Annotated in this window: 18 protein-coding genes; 9 read left to right on the top strand and 9 right to left on the bottom strand. The window is 71.7% G+C overall.

The window, feature by feature from the left end; genetic code table 11:
• Positions 1-58: 58 nt before the first annotated feature.
• Both ACWD0F_RS10755 and ACWD0F_RS10750 read left to right on the top strand, forming a co-directional pair.
• The gene (locus ACWD0F_RS10755) at positions 59-1,006 is read left to right on the top strand and encodes a quinone oxidoreductase family protein (protein WP_449874040.1); all 948 of its coding nucleotides are present in this window, start codon (positions 59-61) and stop codon (positions 1,004-1,006) included.
• Positions 1,007-1,011: 5 nt separating this feature from the next.
• Positions 1,012-1,632, top strand: a complete 621-nt coding sequence (locus tag ACWD0F_RS10750; protein ID WP_449874038.1) for a LysE family translocator — start codon at positions 1,012-1,014, stop codon at positions 1,630-1,632.
• Between the two features lie 8 nt (positions 1,633-1,640).
• On the opposite strand, the gene ACWD0F_RS10745 is transcribed toward ACWD0F_RS10750, so the two are convergent.
• From ACWD0F_RS10745 to ACWD0F_RS10735, 3 genes are read right to left on the bottom strand one after another with little or no spacing between them, the layout of a single operon-like run.
• Positions 1,641-2,660, bottom strand: coding sequence for a PucR family transcriptional regulator (locus tag ACWD0F_RS10745; RefSeq protein WP_449874036.1), 1,020 nt, complete (start codon positions 2,658-2,660; stop codon positions 1,641-1,643).
• Entirely contained in the window at positions 2,660-3,451 is a 792-nt protein-coding gene (locus tag ACWD0F_RS10740; RefSeq protein ID WP_449874034.1) for an ABC transporter permease subunit, read from the bottom strand. Before ACWD0F_RS10740 ends, ACWD0F_RS10745 begins: the two co-directional genes overlap by 1 nt.
• On the bottom strand, positions 3,429-4,340 hold the full coding sequence (locus ACWD0F_RS10735; protein ID WP_449874032.1) for an ABC transporter ATP-binding protein: 912 nt from the start codon (positions 4,338-4,340) through the stop codon (positions 3,429-3,431). The genes ACWD0F_RS10740 and ACWD0F_RS10735 overlap by 23 nt, the downstream gene beginning before the upstream one ends.
• A gap of 95 nt (positions 4,341-4,435) precedes the next feature.
• Between ACWD0F_RS10735 and ACWD0F_RS10730 the strand changes: the two genes are divergently transcribed.
• Complete coding sequence (locus ACWD0F_RS10730; protein ID WP_449874030.1) at positions 4,436-5,257, top strand: patatin-like phospholipase family protein; 822 nt, start codon at positions 4,436-4,438, stop codon at positions 5,255-5,257.
• Between the two features lie 24 nt (positions 5,258-5,281).
• Complete coding sequence (locus ACWD0F_RS10725) at positions 5,282-6,319, top strand: 1-acyl-sn-glycerol-3-phosphate acyltransferase (protein ID WP_449874028.1); 1,038 nt, start codon at positions 5,282-5,284, stop codon at positions 6,317-6,319.
• On the opposite strand, the gene ACWD0F_RS10720 is transcribed toward ACWD0F_RS10725, so the two are convergent.
• Positions 6,258-7,748 carry a cobyric acid synthase gene (locus ACWD0F_RS10720; protein WP_449874026.1) on the bottom strand — a complete coding sequence of 497 codons (1,491 nt, stop codon included), beginning with the start codon at positions 7,746-7,748 and terminating at the stop codon, positions 6,258-6,260. The two genes, ACWD0F_RS10725 and ACWD0F_RS10720, sit on opposite strands and share 62 nt — an antisense overlap.
• 135 nt (positions 7,749-7,883) lie before the next feature.
• Here ACWD0F_RS10720 and ACWD0F_RS10715 point away from each other — a divergent pair, with 135 nt between their 5' ends.
• Positions 7,884-9,242 (top strand): MFS transporter, encoded by a 1,359-nt coding sequence (locus tag ACWD0F_RS10715; RefSeq protein WP_449874024.1) that lies wholly within the window; start codon positions 7,884-7,886, stop codon positions 9,240-9,242.
• A gap of 170 nt (positions 9,243-9,412) precedes the next feature.
• On the opposite strand, the gene ACWD0F_RS10710 is transcribed toward ACWD0F_RS10715, so the two are convergent.
• The gene (locus ACWD0F_RS10710) at positions 9,413-9,661 is read right to left on the bottom strand and encodes an antitoxin (RefSeq protein ID WP_449874022.1); all 249 of its coding nucleotides are present in this window, start codon (positions 9,659-9,661) and stop codon (positions 9,413-9,415) included.
• 258 nt (positions 9,662-9,919) lie between these two features.
• Between ACWD0F_RS10710 and ACWD0F_RS10705 the strand changes: the two genes are divergently transcribed.
• On the top strand, positions 9,920-10,801 hold the full coding sequence (locus ACWD0F_RS10705; protein ID WP_449874020.1) for a DNA-3-methyladenine glycosylase family protein: 882 nt from the start codon (positions 9,920-9,922) through the stop codon (positions 10,799-10,801).
• Positions 10,802-10,908: 107 nt separating this feature from the next.
• On the opposite strand, the gene ACWD0F_RS10700 is transcribed toward ACWD0F_RS10705, so the two are convergent.
• On the bottom strand, positions 10,909-11,088 hold the full coding sequence (locus ACWD0F_RS10700; RefSeq protein ID WP_449874019.1) for a hypothetical protein: 180 nt from the start codon (positions 11,086-11,088) through the stop codon (positions 10,909-10,911).
• 37 nt (positions 11,089-11,125) lie between these two features.
• A complete protein-coding gene (locus ACWD0F_RS10695; protein WP_449874017.1) occupies positions 11,126-11,512 on the bottom strand; it encodes a pyridoxamine 5'-phosphate oxidase family protein in 387 nt (128 codons plus the stop codon).
• 302 nt (positions 11,513-11,814) lie between these two features.
• On the opposite strand from ACWD0F_RS10695, the gene ACWD0F_RS10690 reads away from it, so the two are divergent.
• Positions 11,815-13,194 carry a glycoside hydrolase family 43 protein gene (locus tag ACWD0F_RS10690; RefSeq protein WP_449874015.1) on the top strand — a complete coding sequence of 460 codons (1,380 nt, stop codon included), beginning with the start codon at positions 11,815-11,817 and terminating at the stop codon, positions 13,192-13,194.
• A gap of 8 nt (positions 13,195-13,202) precedes the next feature.
• Here the strand turns inward: ACWD0F_RS10690 and ACWD0F_RS10685 are convergent, their stop codons facing one another.
• Positions 13,203-13,892, bottom strand: a complete 690-nt coding sequence (locus ACWD0F_RS10685; RefSeq protein ID WP_449874014.1) for a nucleoside/nucleotide kinase family protein — start codon at positions 13,890-13,892, stop codon at positions 13,203-13,205.
• Positions 13,893-14,030: 138 nt separating this feature from the next.
• Between ACWD0F_RS10685 and ACWD0F_RS10680 the strand changes: the two genes are divergently transcribed.
• Together ACWD0F_RS10680 and ACWD0F_RS10675 are read left to right on the top strand one after the other, a co-directional pair.
• Positions 14,031-14,867, top strand: coding sequence for an enoyl-CoA hydratase/isomerase family protein (locus ACWD0F_RS10680; protein WP_449874012.1), 837 nt, complete (start codon positions 14,031-14,033; stop codon positions 14,865-14,867).
• A gap of 105 nt (positions 14,868-14,972) precedes the next feature.
• Positions 14,973-15,356 (top strand): DoxX family protein, encoded by a 384-nt coding sequence (locus ACWD0F_RS10675; RefSeq protein WP_449874010.1) that lies wholly within the window; start codon positions 14,973-14,975, stop codon positions 15,354-15,356.
• A 27-nt stretch (positions 15,357-15,383) separates the two neighbouring features.
• Here the strand turns inward: ACWD0F_RS10675 and ACWD0F_RS10670 are convergent, their stop codons facing one another.
• Complete coding sequence (locus tag ACWD0F_RS10670; RefSeq protein ID WP_449874009.1) at positions 15,384-16,580, bottom strand: cytochrome P450; 1,197 nt, start codon at positions 16,578-16,580, stop codon at positions 15,384-15,386.
• Positions 16,581-16,588 lie beyond the last annotated feature (8 nt).

The following is a 16,588-nucleotide window of genomic DNA, read 5'->3' as shown; positions in this document are numbered from 1 at the left end:
CGACGGCGGCGTGAGCCCCGGGTGGCACGGGTGGCCCGAAGCGGAGTTGACTAGGGGCATGCATGCCATCATCGTCTCCGCCCAGGGCGGCCCAGAGGTTCTCGAATACGTCGAGCGTCCCGACCCGTCACCGGGTGACGGGCAGGTCGTGGTCGACGTGGCGGCCAGCGGCGTCAACTTCATCGACATCTACCACCGCTCCGGCGCCTACCCGCTCGATCTGCCGACGGCCATCGGCTCCGAGGGCGCCGGCACCGTCTCGGCCGTCGGCCCGGGCGTGCGCGACGTCGCCGTCGGCGACACCGTGGCCTGGGCCGGGGTGATGGGCAGCTACGCCGAGAAGGCGGTGGTCCCGGCCGATCGCGTGGTGCCCGTGCCCGAGGGCGTGTCCGCCGAGCTGGCGGCCGCGACGATGTTGCAGGGCATGACCGCCCACTACCTGACCCACTCCACCCACGAGGTGCGCCAGGGCGACGACGTGCTCATCCACGCCGGGGCCGGCGGCATGGGCCAGTTGCTGATCCAGCTCGCCAAGCTCAGGGGCGCCAAGGTCTGCACCACGGTCTCCAGCGCGGAGAAGGAGAAGCAGGCGCGCGCGGCCGGCGCCGACGAGGTGCTGCGCTACGACGACTTCGCCGAGACCCTGGGCCGGTCGATCGACGTGGTCTACGACGGGGTCGGCGCGGCCACGTTCGACGGCGGGCTAGCCGTGCTGCGCCCGCGCGGCCTCATGGCCCTGTACGGCGCCGCCAGCGGCCCCGTCCCCCCGCTCGACCCCCAGACGCTCAACCGGCATGGCTCGCTCTTCCTCACCAGGCCCACGCTCGTCAACTACATCGCCGACCGCGCGGAGCTGCTCCAGCGCGCCTCCGACCTGTTCGGCTGGATCGCCGGGGGACAACTCGCCATCAACGTCTCCCGTCGTTATCCGCTGGCCGACGCCCGCCAGGCCCACGAGGACCTGGCCGGCCGCCGTACCACCGGAAAGCTCCTCCTCATACCCTGACGAACATGGACATCGCTGGATCGATCTGGTCGTTCGCCGCCGTGGTGGCGCTGCTCACCATCACCCCGGGGCTCGACACGGCCCTCGTCCTGCGCACGTCGTTGCTGGCGGGCCGGCGCCCGGCATGGGGGGTGACGCTGGGCATCCAGCTCGGCACGCTGATCTGGGGCGTGCTCACCGCGGCCGGGTTGTCGGCGCTGCTGGCCGCCTCCCAGCCGGCCTACGACGTCCTGCGCTGGGCCGGGGCGGCGTACCTGGTGTGGATGGGCCTGCGCCTGCTCCTGACGAGGTCCGCCGCCGCGGAGGCCGCGGAGCGGCCGGAGGAGGTGCGCTTCAGGAAGGGGTTCACCCGCGGCCTGGTCACGAACCTGCTCAACCCCAAGGTGGGCGCGTTCTACGTGGCCATGTTGCCGCAGTTCATCCCGGCCGGCGCGCCCCACGCGGTGATGGGGCTGGCGCTGGCGGGCGTGCACGTGGCCGAGGGGCTGCTGTGGTGCGCGCTGCTCATCGGGTTCGCCGCGCTGATGGGCGGGTTCCTGCGGGCGCCGTGGGTGCGGCGCCTGCTCGACCGCCTGACCGGCGTCGTCATCGTCGGCTTCGGCATCCGCCTGGCCGTCAGCGACTGAAGACCGCCTCAATGACCGGGCCCGGCGGGCCAGCCGAGCAGCCGGGCGCCCAGCACCGCGGTCTCCAGGGTGAAGCGCTGCGTCGGGTCGTCGGGCGCGAAACCGGTCAGGCGGCGGATACGTTCCAGCCGGTACGTGACCGCCCGCGGGCTGAGCCCCAGCCGCCTGGCCGCGGCCGTCTGGTTGCCGTGCGAGGCGAAGACGGCCTCCAGCGTCTCCAGCAGCGGCCCGTGCCCGCCCCGCGCCGCCAGCAGCGGGCCGAGCACGCTCGTGACCAGGTCCTCCATGGCGCTCCTGTCGCGCAGCAGCACGGGGAAGACCAGCAGGTCGGCCGCCTTGACCACGTCGATCCGCAACCCCAGCCCGTCGGCCACCTCCAACGCCTGCGCCGCCTCCCGGTAGGAGGAGACCACCCCGCTGGGCCCCCGGTGCGCCCGGCCGACGCCGGCCCGCCATCCGGCCGGGAAGCGGGCGCGTACGTGGTGGGTGAACTCCCCCACGGCGGCCGGCAACGTCGCCGGGGTCACGCACACCAGCAGCCCGTCGCGCACGGCCACCAGCACGTTGTGGGAGCCGAACCTGGCGATCAGGTCCCGCTCGATCCGGTCCTGGTCGCCGTCGCGCAGGCCGCGCGCCACCGCCACCACGTACGACTCCGCCAGCCGCAGCCCGAAGTGCTCCGCCCGCTCGGCCAGCCGCTCGGCCCGCCCCTGCAGCAGGTCGTCCACGAACTCCCTGCGCGCGTCCTCCTCGTTCCTGATGGCCGCGCGCTGCGCCTGCTCGTAGCCCTCCATCAGCGCGGACACCGCCTTGCGCAGCGCGGGCAGCACCCCGGCCAGGCCATCCCCGGCGGCGAGCGCCCCGTCCACCAGCGACCGCAGCGGGATCCCGAGCTCGGCGGCCCGCGTGCCCGCCGCCCGGTAGGAGTCGAGCGCGTCGCGGCCCGGCAGACGCCCGGTCGCGGCATGCTCGGCCAGCACCTGCCGATGCCCGCCGAGCAGGCCGGCGGGCATCTCCGAGATCGCCATCACACTCCTACGTCACGCCTGTCGAAGGCGAGCACGGCGGTGAGCGCGAGCACGGCCGTCGCTCCCGCCAGCACAAGGTAGTCCCCGACCGGCAGCCCCTCATAGAGCGGCCGGCCCTCGGCGTAGTAGTGGAACGGCGAGGCCCACTTCAGCCAGGCGATGGCGTCGACGTTCCGGCCGACCGTGACGACCATGTAGCCCGCCACCACCCACACTCCGGCGACGGCCGCGGCGACCGCCCTGCGCCCGGTGGCGGCGCCGACGGCCAGTGTCACGCTGCCGAAGAAGAGCCCGAGCAGGAGCACGCCCAGGTGCGCCGCCAGGATCCGGCCGAACGGGACGCCCATCTCGACGGACTCGCTGACCGCCCACGCGACCACCACCGTCACCAGGGCCACCACCGCCAGGAGCACGACCAGCGCCGCGAACCTGTCCAGCACCAGCCGCCGCCGGTCGACGGGCAGCGTGACGACGAGCTCCAGCGTGCCCGCCTCCTCCGGCTGCGCGATGGCGCGGTTGGCCAGCAGCACCGCGCACACGATGAACAACATGGGGATGAAGAGCTGGTAGACCACCGTCTGCAGGTAGCCGACGCCGGAGGTGAAGTCCTGGATGCCGCCCAGCAGGTCGCGCAGCGGGCCGGGGAACTTGTCCATCATCACCGGGCCGTACGTCTCCGGGCTCTGCCTGACGCTGGCGTACGTGCCCAGGTAGACGCTGATGAAGGCGCTGATGCCGGCGCACCACCAGATGAGCGCCCGCCGGCTGTCACGCAGACTCTTGGCGATCATGGTGCCGCTCCTCGTCGCTGTAGTAGGTCAGGAAGATCTCTTCGAGGTCGGGCTCCGCGCTCACCAGGTGCACGACGGTGAAGCGCGCCGCCGCCTTGATCAGGGCGTCCGGGCGTCCGTCGATCGTGCAGCGCACGCCGGCGCCCTCGACGCGCAGGTCGCGTACGCCGGGCAGGTTCTCGAAGGCCGCGCGCGGCACGGGCGCGTCGAAGTGCAGCTCGACCCGGCGCACCGCCTTCTCGCGCAGCGCCGCGACGTTCTCGATGGCGACCAGCCGGCCGGCGCGGACGATGCCGACCCGGTCGGAGACGCTCTCGACCTCGGCCAGCACGTGCGAGGACATGAGCACGGTCCGCCCGGAGGCGCGCACCTCCCGCACCATGGCCAGGAACTCCTGCTGCACCAGCGGATCGAGCCCGCCGGTCGGCTCGTCGAGTATGAGGAACTCCGGCTCGTGCATGAACGCCTGGATCAGGCCGACCTTCTGCTTGTTGCCCTTGGAGAGCTTGCGCATCTGCACCGTCAGGTCGGCCTCGAACCGCTCCGCCAGCGCGTCGATGCGGGCGTCGGGCACGCCGCCGCGGATCCGCCCGAGGAAGCGCAGGTAGTCCTTGGCCCGCTCGCGGCCCTCCAGCGCCAGCTCGCCCGGCAGATAGCCGATCCGGCCGCGCACGGCGGCGTCGCGCGGTTCGGCGCCGAGCACGCGTACCGTGCCCCGGGTCGGCCTGATCACGTCGAGCAGCAACCTGAGCGTGGTGGTCTTGCCGGCGCCGTTCGGCCCGAGGTAGCCGAAGATCTCACCCGGCTGGATCTCCAGCGTCAGATCCTCCAGCCCCCGGCGTTTCCCGTAATACTTGGTCAGCCTTTCGGCCTGCACCACTGCTGTCATGGCCGAATGGTCTCGCTCGCCGGGCCGCTCCGTCATGGGCGGATCCGGCAGCTTTGTTGCCTGCTTCGTTTCCGGGGCACGGCAAGGAGAGGGGGGTGAGCGGTGTGGAGACCGCGTTCGTACTCGGTGGTGGTGGCGTGCTCGGCGCGCACGAGGTCGGCATGCTCCAGGCGCTGGACGAGGCGGACATCCGCCCCGACCTCGTGGTGGGCACGTCCGTCGGGGCGCTGAACGGGGCGCTCATCGCCGCCGACCCGGCCGAGGCGGTCACCAGGCTGACGGCCCTGTGGCGTTCCGACGTCGTGCGCACGGCTTTCGCGGGCTCCTGGGTGACCCGGTTGTCCACACTGGCCAGGACCGGCACCCATCTGCACCCGAACGGGCCCCTTCGGGAGGTGCTGGCCAGGACCGTGCAGGTTGAGCGGATCGAGGAGCTGAGCGTCCCGTTCCAGTGCGTGGCGGCCTCGGTGGAGCGGGCCGCGGCCCACTGGTTCACGCAGGGGCCGCTGGTCGACGCGGTGCTGGCCTCGTGCGCGGTGCCGGGGCTGCTGCCGCCCGTCGTCATCGGCGGCGAGCACTTCTACGACGGCGGGCTGGTGCACAGCATCCCGATCGGGCGGGCCGTGCAGCTCGGGGCCAAGCGTGTGTATGTCCTGCACGTCGGGCGCATCGAACGGCCCCTCACGCCGCCCCGGCGCTTCTGGGAGGTGGGCATGGTGGCGTTCGAGATCGCCCGCCGCCACCGGTTCGCCGAGGACCTGGCCACGCTGCCGCCGGGCGTCGAGGTGCACGTGCTGCCCGCCGGGGTCACCGAGCCGCTGTCGCTCATGCGCTACCGCGACGTGTCCCAGGTCTCCGCCGCCATCGACCGGGCCCACGAGGCGTCTTCCCGGTATTTGCGGAACAGGGCAGGATAGGGGAGACCGCTGAGGGAGGCCCTGTTGCTCCCACCACGTATCCTGCGCCGGCTCGTGCTGGCCCCGCTGGTCATCGTCATGACCGTGTTCATGGTCGTGACGCTGCCGTTCTGGCTGGTCGTCACGGCCGCCGCCTCGCTGCGCCTGCCGCCGCCGCAGCGCAGGGGGGCGAGGTTCGTCTGGTTCGCGGTCGCGTGGCTGACGCTGGAGTCTGCCGTGCTGATGGCGTGCCTGTGGTTGTGGGTGGTGGGCGGGAGCCGGCGCGAGGAGCGGCACTATGCCCTGATCGGATGGTTCCTGGCGAAGGTGTACGCGGCGGCGGTGCGGATCTTCCGGCTGGTCGTGAGCGTGGAGGAGCCGGAGCTCACCGAGGACGAGCGGGCCGCGCGGCTGACCCGGCCGGTCATCGTGTTGTCCCGGCACGCGGGACCCGGCGACTCCTTCCTGCTGATCCACCAGCTCCTGGCCGTCTACCGGCGGCGGCCCAGGATCGTCATGAAGGCGGCGCTGCAGTTCGACCCCTCGCTGGACGTGGTGATCAACCGGCTGCCGAACGCGTTCGTGCCCCGCGGATCGGGACAGCAGGGGGTGATCAAGGAGATCCGGCGGCTGGCCGCGACCATGGACGACCGGGACGCCCTGGTGATCTTCCCGGAGGGCGGGAACTTCACGCCGCGCCGCCGCCGGCTGGCGATCAAGCGGCTGGAGGACAAGGGGCTGGAGGAGGAGGCCGAGCGGGCCCGCGGCCTGGACCACCTGCTGCCGCCCCGCCCGAACGGCGCCATCGCCGCCATCTCGGCCTGCCCGGCGGCCGACGTGATCTTCGTGGCGCACACCGGGCTCGACCATCTCATCACGCTCGGGGACGTCTGGCGCAAGCTGCCCTTCAGCGCTCAGATCACCGCGAAGTGGTGGCGGGTGCCCGCCACCGAGGTGCCGCGCGAGCGCGAGGAGCAGATCCGCTGGTTGTACGACCACTGGGAGGAGATCGACGCCTGGATCACCGCCCAGCGGCTGCGCCCGGGGGCAGGAGCGGAACCTCCGGGGGGCCGTGCTCGATGAGCCGGAGCAGCGCGTCCGTGTCGAGATGCCGCTCCACCAGGTCGCCGAGCGCGTCGAGCCGCTCCTCCCGCAACCGGGCGAAGTCCGTGTCCGGCGCCGGGACGAACCCGCGCCCCGCCCGCCCGGCCACGTCGGCCAGGAAGGCCCGGCGGAAGCCGTCGTTCTCCAGGGCGCCGTGCCAGGCGGTGCCCCAGACGTTCCCCATCCGGCACCCGTCGAGGAACGGCTCCCCGCCCTCCACCGTCGCCCTGCCGTGGTGGATCTCGTACGCGCGCACCGGCTGCCCGTAGGCCGTGCCCTCGGGCCGGGTCAGCCGCTTCTCCCGCTCGAACACCACCCGCACCGGCAGCCTGCCGAGCCCCTCGACCTCGCCCCGCCCCGACTCGACCGTGTCGGTGATCTTCCGCCCGAGCATCTGGAAGCCGCCGCAGATGCCCAGCACGGGCCCCTGCCGCTCGGTGATGGCCGCCGCCAGGCCCGTGCGGCGCAACCAGGCCAGGTCGTCGACCGTGGCCCGTGAGCCCGGCAGCACCACCAGGTCGGCGTCGTCCAGCTCGGCCGGATCGGTGATGAAACGCACCAGCACACCGGGCTCGGCCGCCAGCGCGTCGAGGTCGGTGAAGTTCGAGATCCGCGGCAGGCGCACGACGGCCACGCGCAGGGTCTGCCGGCCGTACGGCGCCCGTACCGGGACGGTGCGGTTGTCCAGGGCCAGGGAGTCCTCGACGTCCAGCCAGAGGCCGTCGAGCCAGGGCAGCACGCCGTACACCTCGCGGCCGGTCAGTTGCCGGAGCAGGTCGAGACCTGGCTCCAGCAGCTCGCGGGCACCCCGGAACTTGTTCACGACAAATCCGGAAATGTGGGATTGGTCGGCGGCGTCCAGGAGGCCCACCGTGCCGTAGAACGCGGCGAACACCCCTCCCCGGTCGATGTCGCCGACCACGATCACCGGCAGGTTCGCGGCCCTGGCCAGGCCCATGTTGGCGATGTCGCCGCGGCGCAGGTTGATCTCGGCCGGGCTGCCCGCGCCCTCGCAGACCACCACGTCGTACCGCTTCCTGAGCCGGTCGAACGCCTCCAGCGCCGTGGTGCGCAGCAGATCCCTGAGCGCGCCGTACTCCATCGCGTCCACGTCGGCGACCGGGGTGCCCATGAGGACGACCTGGCTGCGGCGGTCGCTGCCCGGCTTGAGCAGGATCGGGTTCATGTCCGCCACGGGCTCGATACCGGCGGCCTGCGCCTGCATCGCCTGCGCGCGGCCGATCTCGGCGCCTTCCGCGGTGACGTACGAGTTGAGCGACATGTTCTGGGCCTTGAAAGGCGCGACGCGGACGCCCTGGCGGGCCAGCCAGCGGCAGATTCCGGCGGTGACCACGCTCTTTCCCGCGTCCGATGTGGTGCCCGCCACCAGCAGCGCCCCGTTGACCATCCGAACACCGTAGCGGAGCGGCATACCGCGAAAATCGCCCGTAACCCCCCATTTACGAATCCTGTGACTTATGCCACTCTGACTGGAACATGACCCTAGAACGAAATTCTAGATTTTCCTACTGGAAGGGTGGGCATGCTCGGGACGTTGGGTTCGCCGCGCGCCGGCGCCATCGACGGAGGATCGCGCGCGCCGTTCGGCTGGGCGCCGCTGGTCGTGCTCTTCATCGTCGGACTCGTTGACCGCATCGAGAGCAACCTGCTGGCGGGAGTGCTCCCGGCGATTCAGGCGGAATGGGGCTTCAGCGACACCGCGGCCGGCTCCATCCCGACCGCCGCCGCCCTGGCCGCCGCCATCGTGGCGCTGCCGGCGGGCTATCTGGCGGACCGGGTCAGCCGCACCCGGATCATCGCGGTGGTGGTCTTCCTCTGGGCCATCGCCACGCTCGGCTCCGGGCTGGCCACCGGGTTCGCGCTGTTCTACCTGATGCGGGTGCTGCTCGCGGCGGCCGAGAACATCGACAACCCGGCCGCGGGCAGCCTGCTCGCCGACTACTACCCGCCCGTCAGCCGGGCCAAGGCGTACGGGCTCACGCGGGTCACCACGTACCTCGGCGGTGTCGGGACGCTGCTCGGCGGCGTGCTGGCCGAGGCGTTCTCGTGGCGTACGGCGTTCCTGATCATGGTCGTGCCCGGGGTGCTCACGGCGCTGCTCGTCTGGTTCCTGCGCGAGCCGCGACGCGGCGAGCTGGACCGGCTGGTCGCCACCGGCGAAGCCGCCCCCGCCGCTTCCATGGCTTCCGGGTCGCCCGCGTCCGCTCCCCTTGTTTCCGAGCCTGCGGCGAAGGTGCCGTTCTGGCAGCAGTTCCGGCAGGTCATCCGCATTCCCACCCTGGTGTTCGTCTGTGTCGGCCTGTCTCTCCTCACCCTCGGCCTGGCCGGGATCTTCTACTGGCTGCCCACGCTCATGGTGCGCGGCTTCGGCGTCAGCGTGGGCACGGCCGGCTCGCTGAGCGGCCTGATCACGATCGCGGGCACCCTCACCGGCACCCTCGTCGGCTCGTGGCTCGGCCGGAAGTGGCACGGGACCCGTCCGGGCGGCCGTCTGCTCGCGGGCGGCGGCGGCATCACGGCCGGATCCGCGGTGCTGGCGCTGGCGCTGTCCATGGAGTCCGTCTGGGCGCTCACGGTCCTGGTGCTGGTCGCCTGCTCGCTGATGTCCATCGCGATCCCCAACATGACGGCGTGCCTGGCGGACGTGGTGCCCGCCGCCGCGCGCGGCCTCGGCTTCGCCGTCCTGCAACTGCTGATCACCGCCGGGGCCGCCTTCGGCTCGCTGGTGGTGGGCATCGCCTCGGATCAGCTCGGCTCGCTGCTGGGCGGCATGTACATCCTGGTGCTCCCCATGGTCGTGGGCGGTCTGGTCACGCTCGGGGCCCGGGCCTCGTTCGAGCGGGACTCCCGCAAGGTCATGGAGGCGGCGGCGCGCGGCTGACCCTCCGGCGCACACGACGACGCCCGCCCAGCCCCCACGCTCGGCGGGCGTCGCCCTGTCGCAGCCGGGCCCCGGCGGGCGTCGCTTTCGCCGCCGGGTTTCCGACGCTCGGCGGGCGTCGCCCTTTCGCCGACGGGCCCCCGCCGTGGCGCCCCTGCTCCGGCTCGGGGTCAGCCCTGCCAGTCCTGCCGTCTGGACGGCTCCTGCCGGGGCTGTTCAGGGGTGGCAGGCGTGTCCGAGGTCTGGCCGCCGTAGCGGCGCTGCACCGAGTCGGCGCCTTTCTCGATCTGGTCGTCGTACTTGTGGCCGGTCCGCTCCTTCGCGAACCGCTCGGCGCGATCCACCAGCTGGTCGGCCTGCTTGGAATGCCCTCTGGCGAGGTTCTCGATCTTCCTCAGCCATTCCCCGATAAGGCTCATGGCGCTCTCCCCGTTCTTCCGACTACGCCCGCCCCTACCCCCGCGTCACCGGATGATGTGGCAGGCTCCGGGGCCTGCCACGGGCCGAGACCTCCCGGGCGCGTCACGCCCAGCGGTGGTGCTCCGGCAGGAGGACGGAGGTCAGGTCCGGCTCGCGCCAGCCGTCCCGGACGACGGGCTTTCGGCTGGTCAGCGAGGCTGAGTGACTCCAGGCTCGACGGGTCCGGGCTTGTCGGTCAGGTCTCCTAACATACGGGCATGACCACGCACGGCTTCACGCTCACCGCCGAAGGCCCGTTCGACTTCGGCGCCGGCCTGCGATTCGTCGAAGACTGGCCGGCCACCAGCGCGCTGCCGTCCGACGGCCGCGCGCTGCGCTTCGCCTACAACGCGGAGTCCGACTGGCTGCCGATCGGCGTGACCGTGACCGCCGCGCCCGGCGGGGTGTCCGTCGCCACGACGCGAGCCCCGGGTCCCGGGATCCGGGGCGAGGTGGCGCGGATCCTCTCCCTCGACGTCGACGGCGCCGGCTTCGCCAAGCTCGGCGAGAGCGATCCGGTGCTCGGCGATCTCCAGCGCCGCAGCCCGGGTCTGCGGCCGGTGTGCTTCTGGAGCCCGTGGGAGGCGGCCTGCTGGGCGGTGATCGTGCAGCGCTCCTCGATGCTCATCGCCTCCCGGATCAAGCAGCGCATCGCCGACCGCCACGGCGCCGAGGTCACCGTGGACGGGCAGACCTACACCGCCTTCCCCCCGCCGGTGTCACTGCTGGACGCCGGCGGCCTGGGGCTGCCCGCCCAGAAGGAGGAGTGGCTGCGCGGGCTGGCCAGGGCGGCGCTCGACGGCGTGCTCACCACCGAGCACCTGCGCGCCCTGGCACCGGAAGAGGCTCTGGCGGAGTTGCGGGCCCTGCCCGGGGTGGGGCCGTTCTCGGCGGGGTTGATCCTGATTCGGGGCGCGGGCGCGCCGGACGCGTTCCCCGGCGACGAGCCGCGCCTGTTCGGGATCCTGCGCGAGGCGTACGGGCTGCCCGAGGACGCGCCGCCCACCGCCTATCGGAAGCTGGCCGAGGTGTGGCGGCCCTACCGGTCCTGGGCCTCGTTCCTGTTCCGGGCGTCCACTTACGGCGTCAAGGACGACTGAACGGTACCGACGCTCCCAAAGAGGAGGGACGCGCCTCATTTCCTGGTCCGCTCCACGAGGAAGAACGCACCTCACGTCCTGGTCCGTCCCGTGAGGAGGGACGCGCCTCACGTCCTCGTTCGCTCCGCGCGGTAGAGGTGACCGTCGGGGAACTGCGACGCCGTCAGCACCCGCCCGACGACGATCACCGCCGTTCGCCGGATCCCGGCCTCGTGGACCAGGGCGGCGATGTCGGCCGGCGTGCCGCGCAGGACGACCTCGTCCGGCAGGCCGGCCCCCGCCACCACCGCGCCCAGCCGTCCGCGCCGATGCCGACGACGGTGCTCACACGTTGCCCAGCACGCGCGTCACCTGGATCTCCACGACGACCCTGGACGGGTTCGGGCGAGGGGGCTTGTAACGGACGGTGTAGCGGCGCTCGGCGTCGGCCACCTCCGCCGGCTCCGTCCGCAACACGGCCCGGCCCTCCAGTGTCGACCACCGGCGGCCGTCCACCTGGCACAGCGCGACCAGGGCACCGGACGCGCCGATGAGCCGGGCCTTGTACGACGAACCCGAGGTGATCACGCGGGCGATCCCGGTCGCCAGGTCCAGGGTGGCGCCCACCGGCACCACGTGCGGAGGCCGGTCAGGGCGCGTGGTGGCGAGCGTGCACAGGTGCCTCTCCTCCCAGAACGCGGCGAAGGCGGTGCCCTGCTCGACCAGATTCACGATGCTCCTCGGGCGCGTGCTCGGGTGAATTGCGAGCGATATCGTATATCGCCCGCTCTGGCACACCGCTACGTGCGGCGGCTCCTCATGATCGGCATCCGCGAGCTGCGCGCCGGGGCCCTCGCCCGCCCGCTACGGCTGGATCATGGACACATATCCGCGGTACGACGCCTGAAACTTTCACCTGGAGCGGGCCGCCCAGGTGCGGGTTCCCCGGCGGCACGCTTCCGGCCGTTGACAGGAGCCGGTGCGGCCCCCAGCATCCCGAAATGTTAGCGATAACATGATTCTGGAGCGTGGACATGCGCGGCATCCCTGTACGGCTGTCCGCGGTGATGCTCATGATCGCCGCGATGCTGGGCGTCACCCGGCCGGGCACGGCCTCCGCGGCCGTCTACTCGGGGTACGCCATGGCGTACTTCACCGAGTCGCCCAGCACCACCGGCGCGAACTACGGCCTGCACCTGGCGGTGAGCTCCGACGGCCTGAACTGGACGCCGCTGAACCAGAACAACCCGGTGACCACCCCCACCCAGGGCACCGGCGGCCTGCGCGACCCGTTCATCCTGCGCAAGCAGGACGGCGCGTTCGTGGTCCTGGCCACCGACCTGAAGGGCACCGACTTCACGCAGAACAACCAGTACATCCACGTGTGGGACTCCCCCGACCTGCGGACGTTCGCCAACTACCGGCGGCTGAAGCTGCACTCGCTGGCGACGCACAGCTGGGCGCCGGAGGCGTTCTGGGACGCCTCGCGCGGCCAGTACGCGATCATCTACTCGGCCGTCAGCGGTGGCCGCGGCGTCATCATGGCCGACTACACGACCGACTTCGTGACCGCCACCGGCCCCCAGACGTTCTTCGACCCCGGCTACACCGTGATCGACGGGAACCTCAACTCCGACGGCTCATCCCACTATCTCTACTTCAAGAGCACCGCCAACGACTCCCTGGTGGGAGCCCGGGCCGGCTCGCTGAACCCGGGCGGCTTCAGCACGTACACCGGCGGGATCTCGCCGGGGCGGGGCGTGGAGGCGCCCGAGGCGTACAAGTCGCTGACCTCCAGCGCCTGGTACCTGTGGGGCGACACCTACAACCCCAACGGGCGCTTCTTCGCCTGGCAGAGCAGCAGCCTCAGCGGCGGCTCGTGGACGCGGCTCAACGATCGGGACTACACCCAGCCGCTCAACTCCAAGCACCCCGGCATCACCCCGATCACCGCGGCCGAGATGAGCAACCTGATCGCCCGATGGGGCACACCGGCCTGGAACCGGCTGAAGTCCTACAACTTCCCCGACCGCTACGTGCGCCACCAGAACAACGTGGCCCGCATCGACGTCTACCCGTTCGACCCGTACCAGGACCAGCAGTGGAAGCTGGTGCCGGGACTGGCCGACCCGGCCGGGGTGTCGTTCCAGTCGGTGAACTTCCCGAGCATGTATCTGCGGCACTCCGGCTACGCCCTGGTGCTCAACACCAACGACAACTCGACCGCGTTCAAGGCGGACGCGACCTTCTACCGCGCGTCCGGGCTGGCCGACTCCTCGTGGACGTCGTTCCGCTCCTACAACTACCCGGACCGCTACATCAGGCACTCCGGCTACGTGTTGCGCATCGATCCGCTCAGCTCGAGCTCGCCCGCCGCCGACAGGCAGGACGCGACCTTCCGCGTCGTCCACTGACAAGCGGATCAGGCGGGCGGGGCAGGTGACAAGGCGTTGAGGTCGACCAGGAGGTCGGCGTGCTCGCGGGTGGCGCGGATGGCGGCGGCGTTGGGCTCGTCGACCTCCGCGACCCACCGGGCGGCCTCCTCGGGAGCCTTGCCGAACCGTACGTGCCGCTTGACGAGGCGGTCCAGCCGTACGCGGTCGTCGAGGTCGGCGTACCAGACCTCGGTCATGGCCGCCCGCACCCGCCGCCACGGCTCCTCCCCCATGAGCAGGTAGTTGCCCTCGCTCACGGCGACCCGCACCTGCGGCAGGACCGGGATGGCGCCGGCGATGGGCTGCTCGATCTCGCGGTCGAAGGAAGGGGCGTAGACGACGTTCGAGGTCTCGGCGCGGATGCGGCGCAGCAGCGCGAGGTAGCCGTGCGCGTCGAAGGTGTCGGCGGCGCCCTTGCGGCCCCGGCGGCCGAGGCGTTCGAGCTCGACGTCGGCCAGGTGGAAGCCGTCCATCGGCACCCACACCGCCGGCAGTCCCGCCGAGGTGAGGCGGCCGACCAGCCAGCTCGCCAGCGTCGACTTGCCCGCGCCCGGGCAGCCCGCGATGCCGAGCACGACGCGGTCGCCCCCGGAGGCGAGCCCGCGTACCCGCTCGACCAGGTCCGCCCCCTCGCGGAGAGCCCGGTCGCCCGGGGGGCGTGCTGCGAAGGGAGTCACGGATCTCCTCGGGTCGGGCGGCCCCATCGGCACCCAGTTTGACAGGCGTGAACGTATGCCGATGCGGGGGTTGCACAATCGGAGCAGTGCTCCATATTATTCGGAGCACTGCTCCGCTAACTCTTGAGGTGGCTCGAGATGACCAAGGAAATGGACGACTGGCATGCCCGCGAAGGCGGCTACGTGCGGCGCCCGAGCTTCGAGGAGTACGCCGAGAAGTACGCCGACTACTTCGTCATGACGCGGCGTTCGGGGATCATCGAGCTCAGGATGCACACCGGCGGCGGCCCCGCCCGGTTCGACTTCGCCGTGCACAATGCCTGGGCCCAGGCCTGGCAGGAGATCGGCAACGATCCGGACAACGAGGTTCTCATCCTCACCGGCACCGGCGACGTCTGGCTCAGCGCCGAGGGCGCCGACGCCAAGGAGGCGTCCACGAAGCTCATCGAGCAGCCGCGGCCCCGCGACTTCGGCTACGAGCACACCTACTACGACGCGATCAAGCTGCTGGAGAACTTCGTCTTCGGCATCGACATCCCCACCATCGCGGCGATCAACGGGCCCAGCGTCGCGCACACCGAGTTCGCGCTGCTGTGCGACATCACGCTGGCCGCCGAGAGCGCCACCATCGTGGACCCGCACCTGCTGGCCGGGGTCGCGCCGGGTGACGGCCAGCAGCTGACCCTGCAGGAGTTGATCGGCACCAAGCGGGCCGCCTACCACCTCTACACCGGCAAGCCGATCGGAGCCCAGGAGGCGCTGACCCTCGGGCTGGTGAACGAGGTCCTGGCCGGCGACCGGCTGCTCCCCCGAGCCTGGGAGCTCGCCGAGACCATCGCACAGAGCCCGCGCACCACCCGGCGGCTCACCCACGCCATCGCCCAGCGGCCATGGAAGCGGCGGCTTGTGCACGACCTCGGATTCGGGGTCGCGCACGAGATGTTCGGCATCGCGACCGGCATGGGCCCCGCCTAGCCGTCGCGCGAGCGCGCCTGGTCGGCCCGGTGTTCGGAGATGTCACAGACGGGGCTTCCGTCTCGTCTACACAGGGCAGGCAATCTCCGATCTAGGAGCTGGACGATGAACCTCGCGCTGTGGATAGCTGCCGGGCTGCTGGCCGCGGTAGCCCTGGGCGGCGGCATCAGCAAGACATTCGTGCCAAAAGAGAAACTGGCCGCGGCCCATGGCGGGGGATGGACCGCGAACGCGGGCGTCGGCTTCGTCAAGACTCTCGGCATCCTCGAGCTCTTGGCCGCGGCGGGCCTGATCCTGCCCGCCGCGCTCGGCATCGCACCGGTTCTGGTGCCGGTGACCGCCGTCTGCTGGGTCTTGCTGATGGTCGGCGCGATGATCACCCATGGCCGCCGCGGCGAATTCGCGTTCGTGGCGCTGAACCTGGGCTATCTCGCGCTCGCCGCATTCATCGCGTGGGGCCGCTTCGCCCTTGAGCCCTTCATCGGCTGACCGGCGCCGGCCCTGTCTTGCTCAGGTTCAGGCCGGATCGACGCCGTCGTAGTCGACCAGCAGGTGGCGCGGCCCGCGCAGGACCGCGCTCGGCCGGTAGGGCGGCGGGTCCGTGACGAGCCGGGGATCGCGCAGCCTGCGGACCAGCTCCGCCAGGACGATCTGGGCTTCGAGCCGGGCCAGCGGCGCGCCGAAGCAGTAGTGCACTCCGCCACCGAAGCCCAGGTGCTCGTTGCGCTGCCGGCCGGGCTCGAACCGGCCGGGATCGTCCAGATGGGCGGGGTCACGGCTGCCCGCGGCCAGGGCCAGGACGATGGGCGAACCGGCCGGGATGGTGGTGCCGGCGATGGTGATGTCGGCGAGCGCGACCCGCGAGGACACCAGGTGCACGGGCGGCTCGTAGCGCAGCAGCTCCTCGACGGCGGGGATGATCAGGCCGGGGTCGGTGCGGACCCGGGCCAGCAGCTCCGGTTCGCGCAGGAAGGTGAGCATGCCGTTGGCGATGAGGTTGATCGTGGTCTCGTGGCCGGCGATCAGCAGCAGCACGGCGGTGGCGACGACGTCCGCGGGTGTCATGCCCGCCTCGGTCACCAGCCCGGAGAGCATGTCGTCCCCGGGCTGACGGCGGCGGGCGTCGGCGAGCCCGCCGAGATAGCGCTCCAGCTCCCCCGCCACGGCCTGGCGTTCCCGCTCGCGCTCGGCGCGGTCCTCCTCGCCGGGGCCGAGCGTCTCGATGATCTGGTCGGCCCAGGCGTGGAACTGCGGCTCGTCCTCCTCGGGAACGCCGAGCAGCCGGCAGATCACCGCGACGGGCAGCGGGTAGGCGACCTCGTCGACGATGTCGGCCCGGCTCTTGCCCGCGATGCCGTCGATCAGCTCGGTCGCGATGGTCAGCATCCGGGGGCGCAGGCCGTCGACCGTGCCGGGCGAGTGCGGGGGGCCGAAGTGGCGCATGGTCAGGCGGCGCAGCCGGTCGTGCTCGGGCGGGTCGAGCCCGATGAAGGAGGGCATCAGGTCCGGATGCGCCGACGGGACGAGGTTGCGGCGGTCGGAGCTGATGCGCGGATCGTGCAGCAGCGCGACGATCTCGCGGTACGTGCTGACGACGTACGTGCCGTCCGCCTGCCGCGCCACCGGCGTCTTGCGGAGCTCGTCGTAGAGCGGGTACGGGTCGGCGCGGCGCGCGGGGTCGAGGATCTGCTCGAAGACACTGGGCGATGACATGACCTTTT

The organism is Nonomuraea sp. NPDC002799, assembly GCF_053592075.1.
Note: the sequence above shows the minus strand (reverse complement) of the source record. Positions and strands in the feature narration are given on the sequence as shown.

Coding starts and splice junctions, on each gene's coding strand:
- ACWD0F_RS10755 (WP_449874040.1), top strand. CDS start 59: ATGCATGCCATCATCGTCTCCGCCCAGGGCGGCCCAGAGGTTCTCGAA.
- ACWD0F_RS10750 (WP_449874038.1), top strand. CDS start 1,012: ATGGACATCGCTGGATCGATCTGGTCGTTCGCCGCCGTGGTGGCGCTG.
- ACWD0F_RS10745 (WP_449874036.1), bottom strand. CDS start 2,660: ATGGCGATCTCGGAGATGCCCGCCGGCCTGCTCGGCGGGCATCGGCAG.
- ACWD0F_RS10740 (WP_449874034.1), bottom strand. CDS start 3,451: ATGATCGCCAAGAGTCTGCGTGACAGCCGGCGGGCGCTCATCTGGTGG.
- ACWD0F_RS10735 (WP_449874032.1), bottom strand. CDS start 4,340: ATGACAGCAGTGGTGCAGGCCGAAAGGCTGACCAAGTATTACGGGAAA.
- ACWD0F_RS10720 (WP_449874026.1), bottom strand. CDS start 7,748: ATGGTCAACGGGGCGCTGCTGGTGGCGGGCACCACATCGGACGCGGGA.
- ACWD0F_RS10715 (WP_449874024.1), top strand. CDS start 7,884: ATGCTCGGGACGTTGGGTTCGCCGCGCGCCGGCGCCATCGACGGAGGA.
- ACWD0F_RS10710 (WP_449874022.1), bottom strand. CDS start 9,661: ATGAGCCTTATCGGGGAATGGCTGAGGAAGATCGAGAACCTCGCCAGA.
- ACWD0F_RS10705 (WP_449874020.1), top strand. CDS start 9,920: ATGACCACGCACGGCTTCACGCTCACCGCCGAAGGCCCGTTCGACTTC.
- ACWD0F_RS10690 (WP_449874015.1), top strand. CDS start 11,815: ATGCGCGGCATCCCTGTACGGCTGTCCGCGGTGATGCTCATGATCGCC.
- ACWD0F_RS10680 (WP_449874012.1), top strand. CDS start 14,031: ATGACCAAGGAAATGGACGACTGGCATGCCCGCGAAGGCGGCTACGTG.
- ACWD0F_RS10675 (WP_449874010.1), top strand. CDS start 14,973: ATGAACCTCGCGCTGTGGATAGCTGCCGGGCTGCTGGCCGCGGTAGCC.
- ACWD0F_RS10670 (WP_449874009.1), bottom strand. CDS start 16,580: ATGTCATCGCCCAGTGTCTTCGAGCAGATCCTCGACCCCGCGCGCCGC.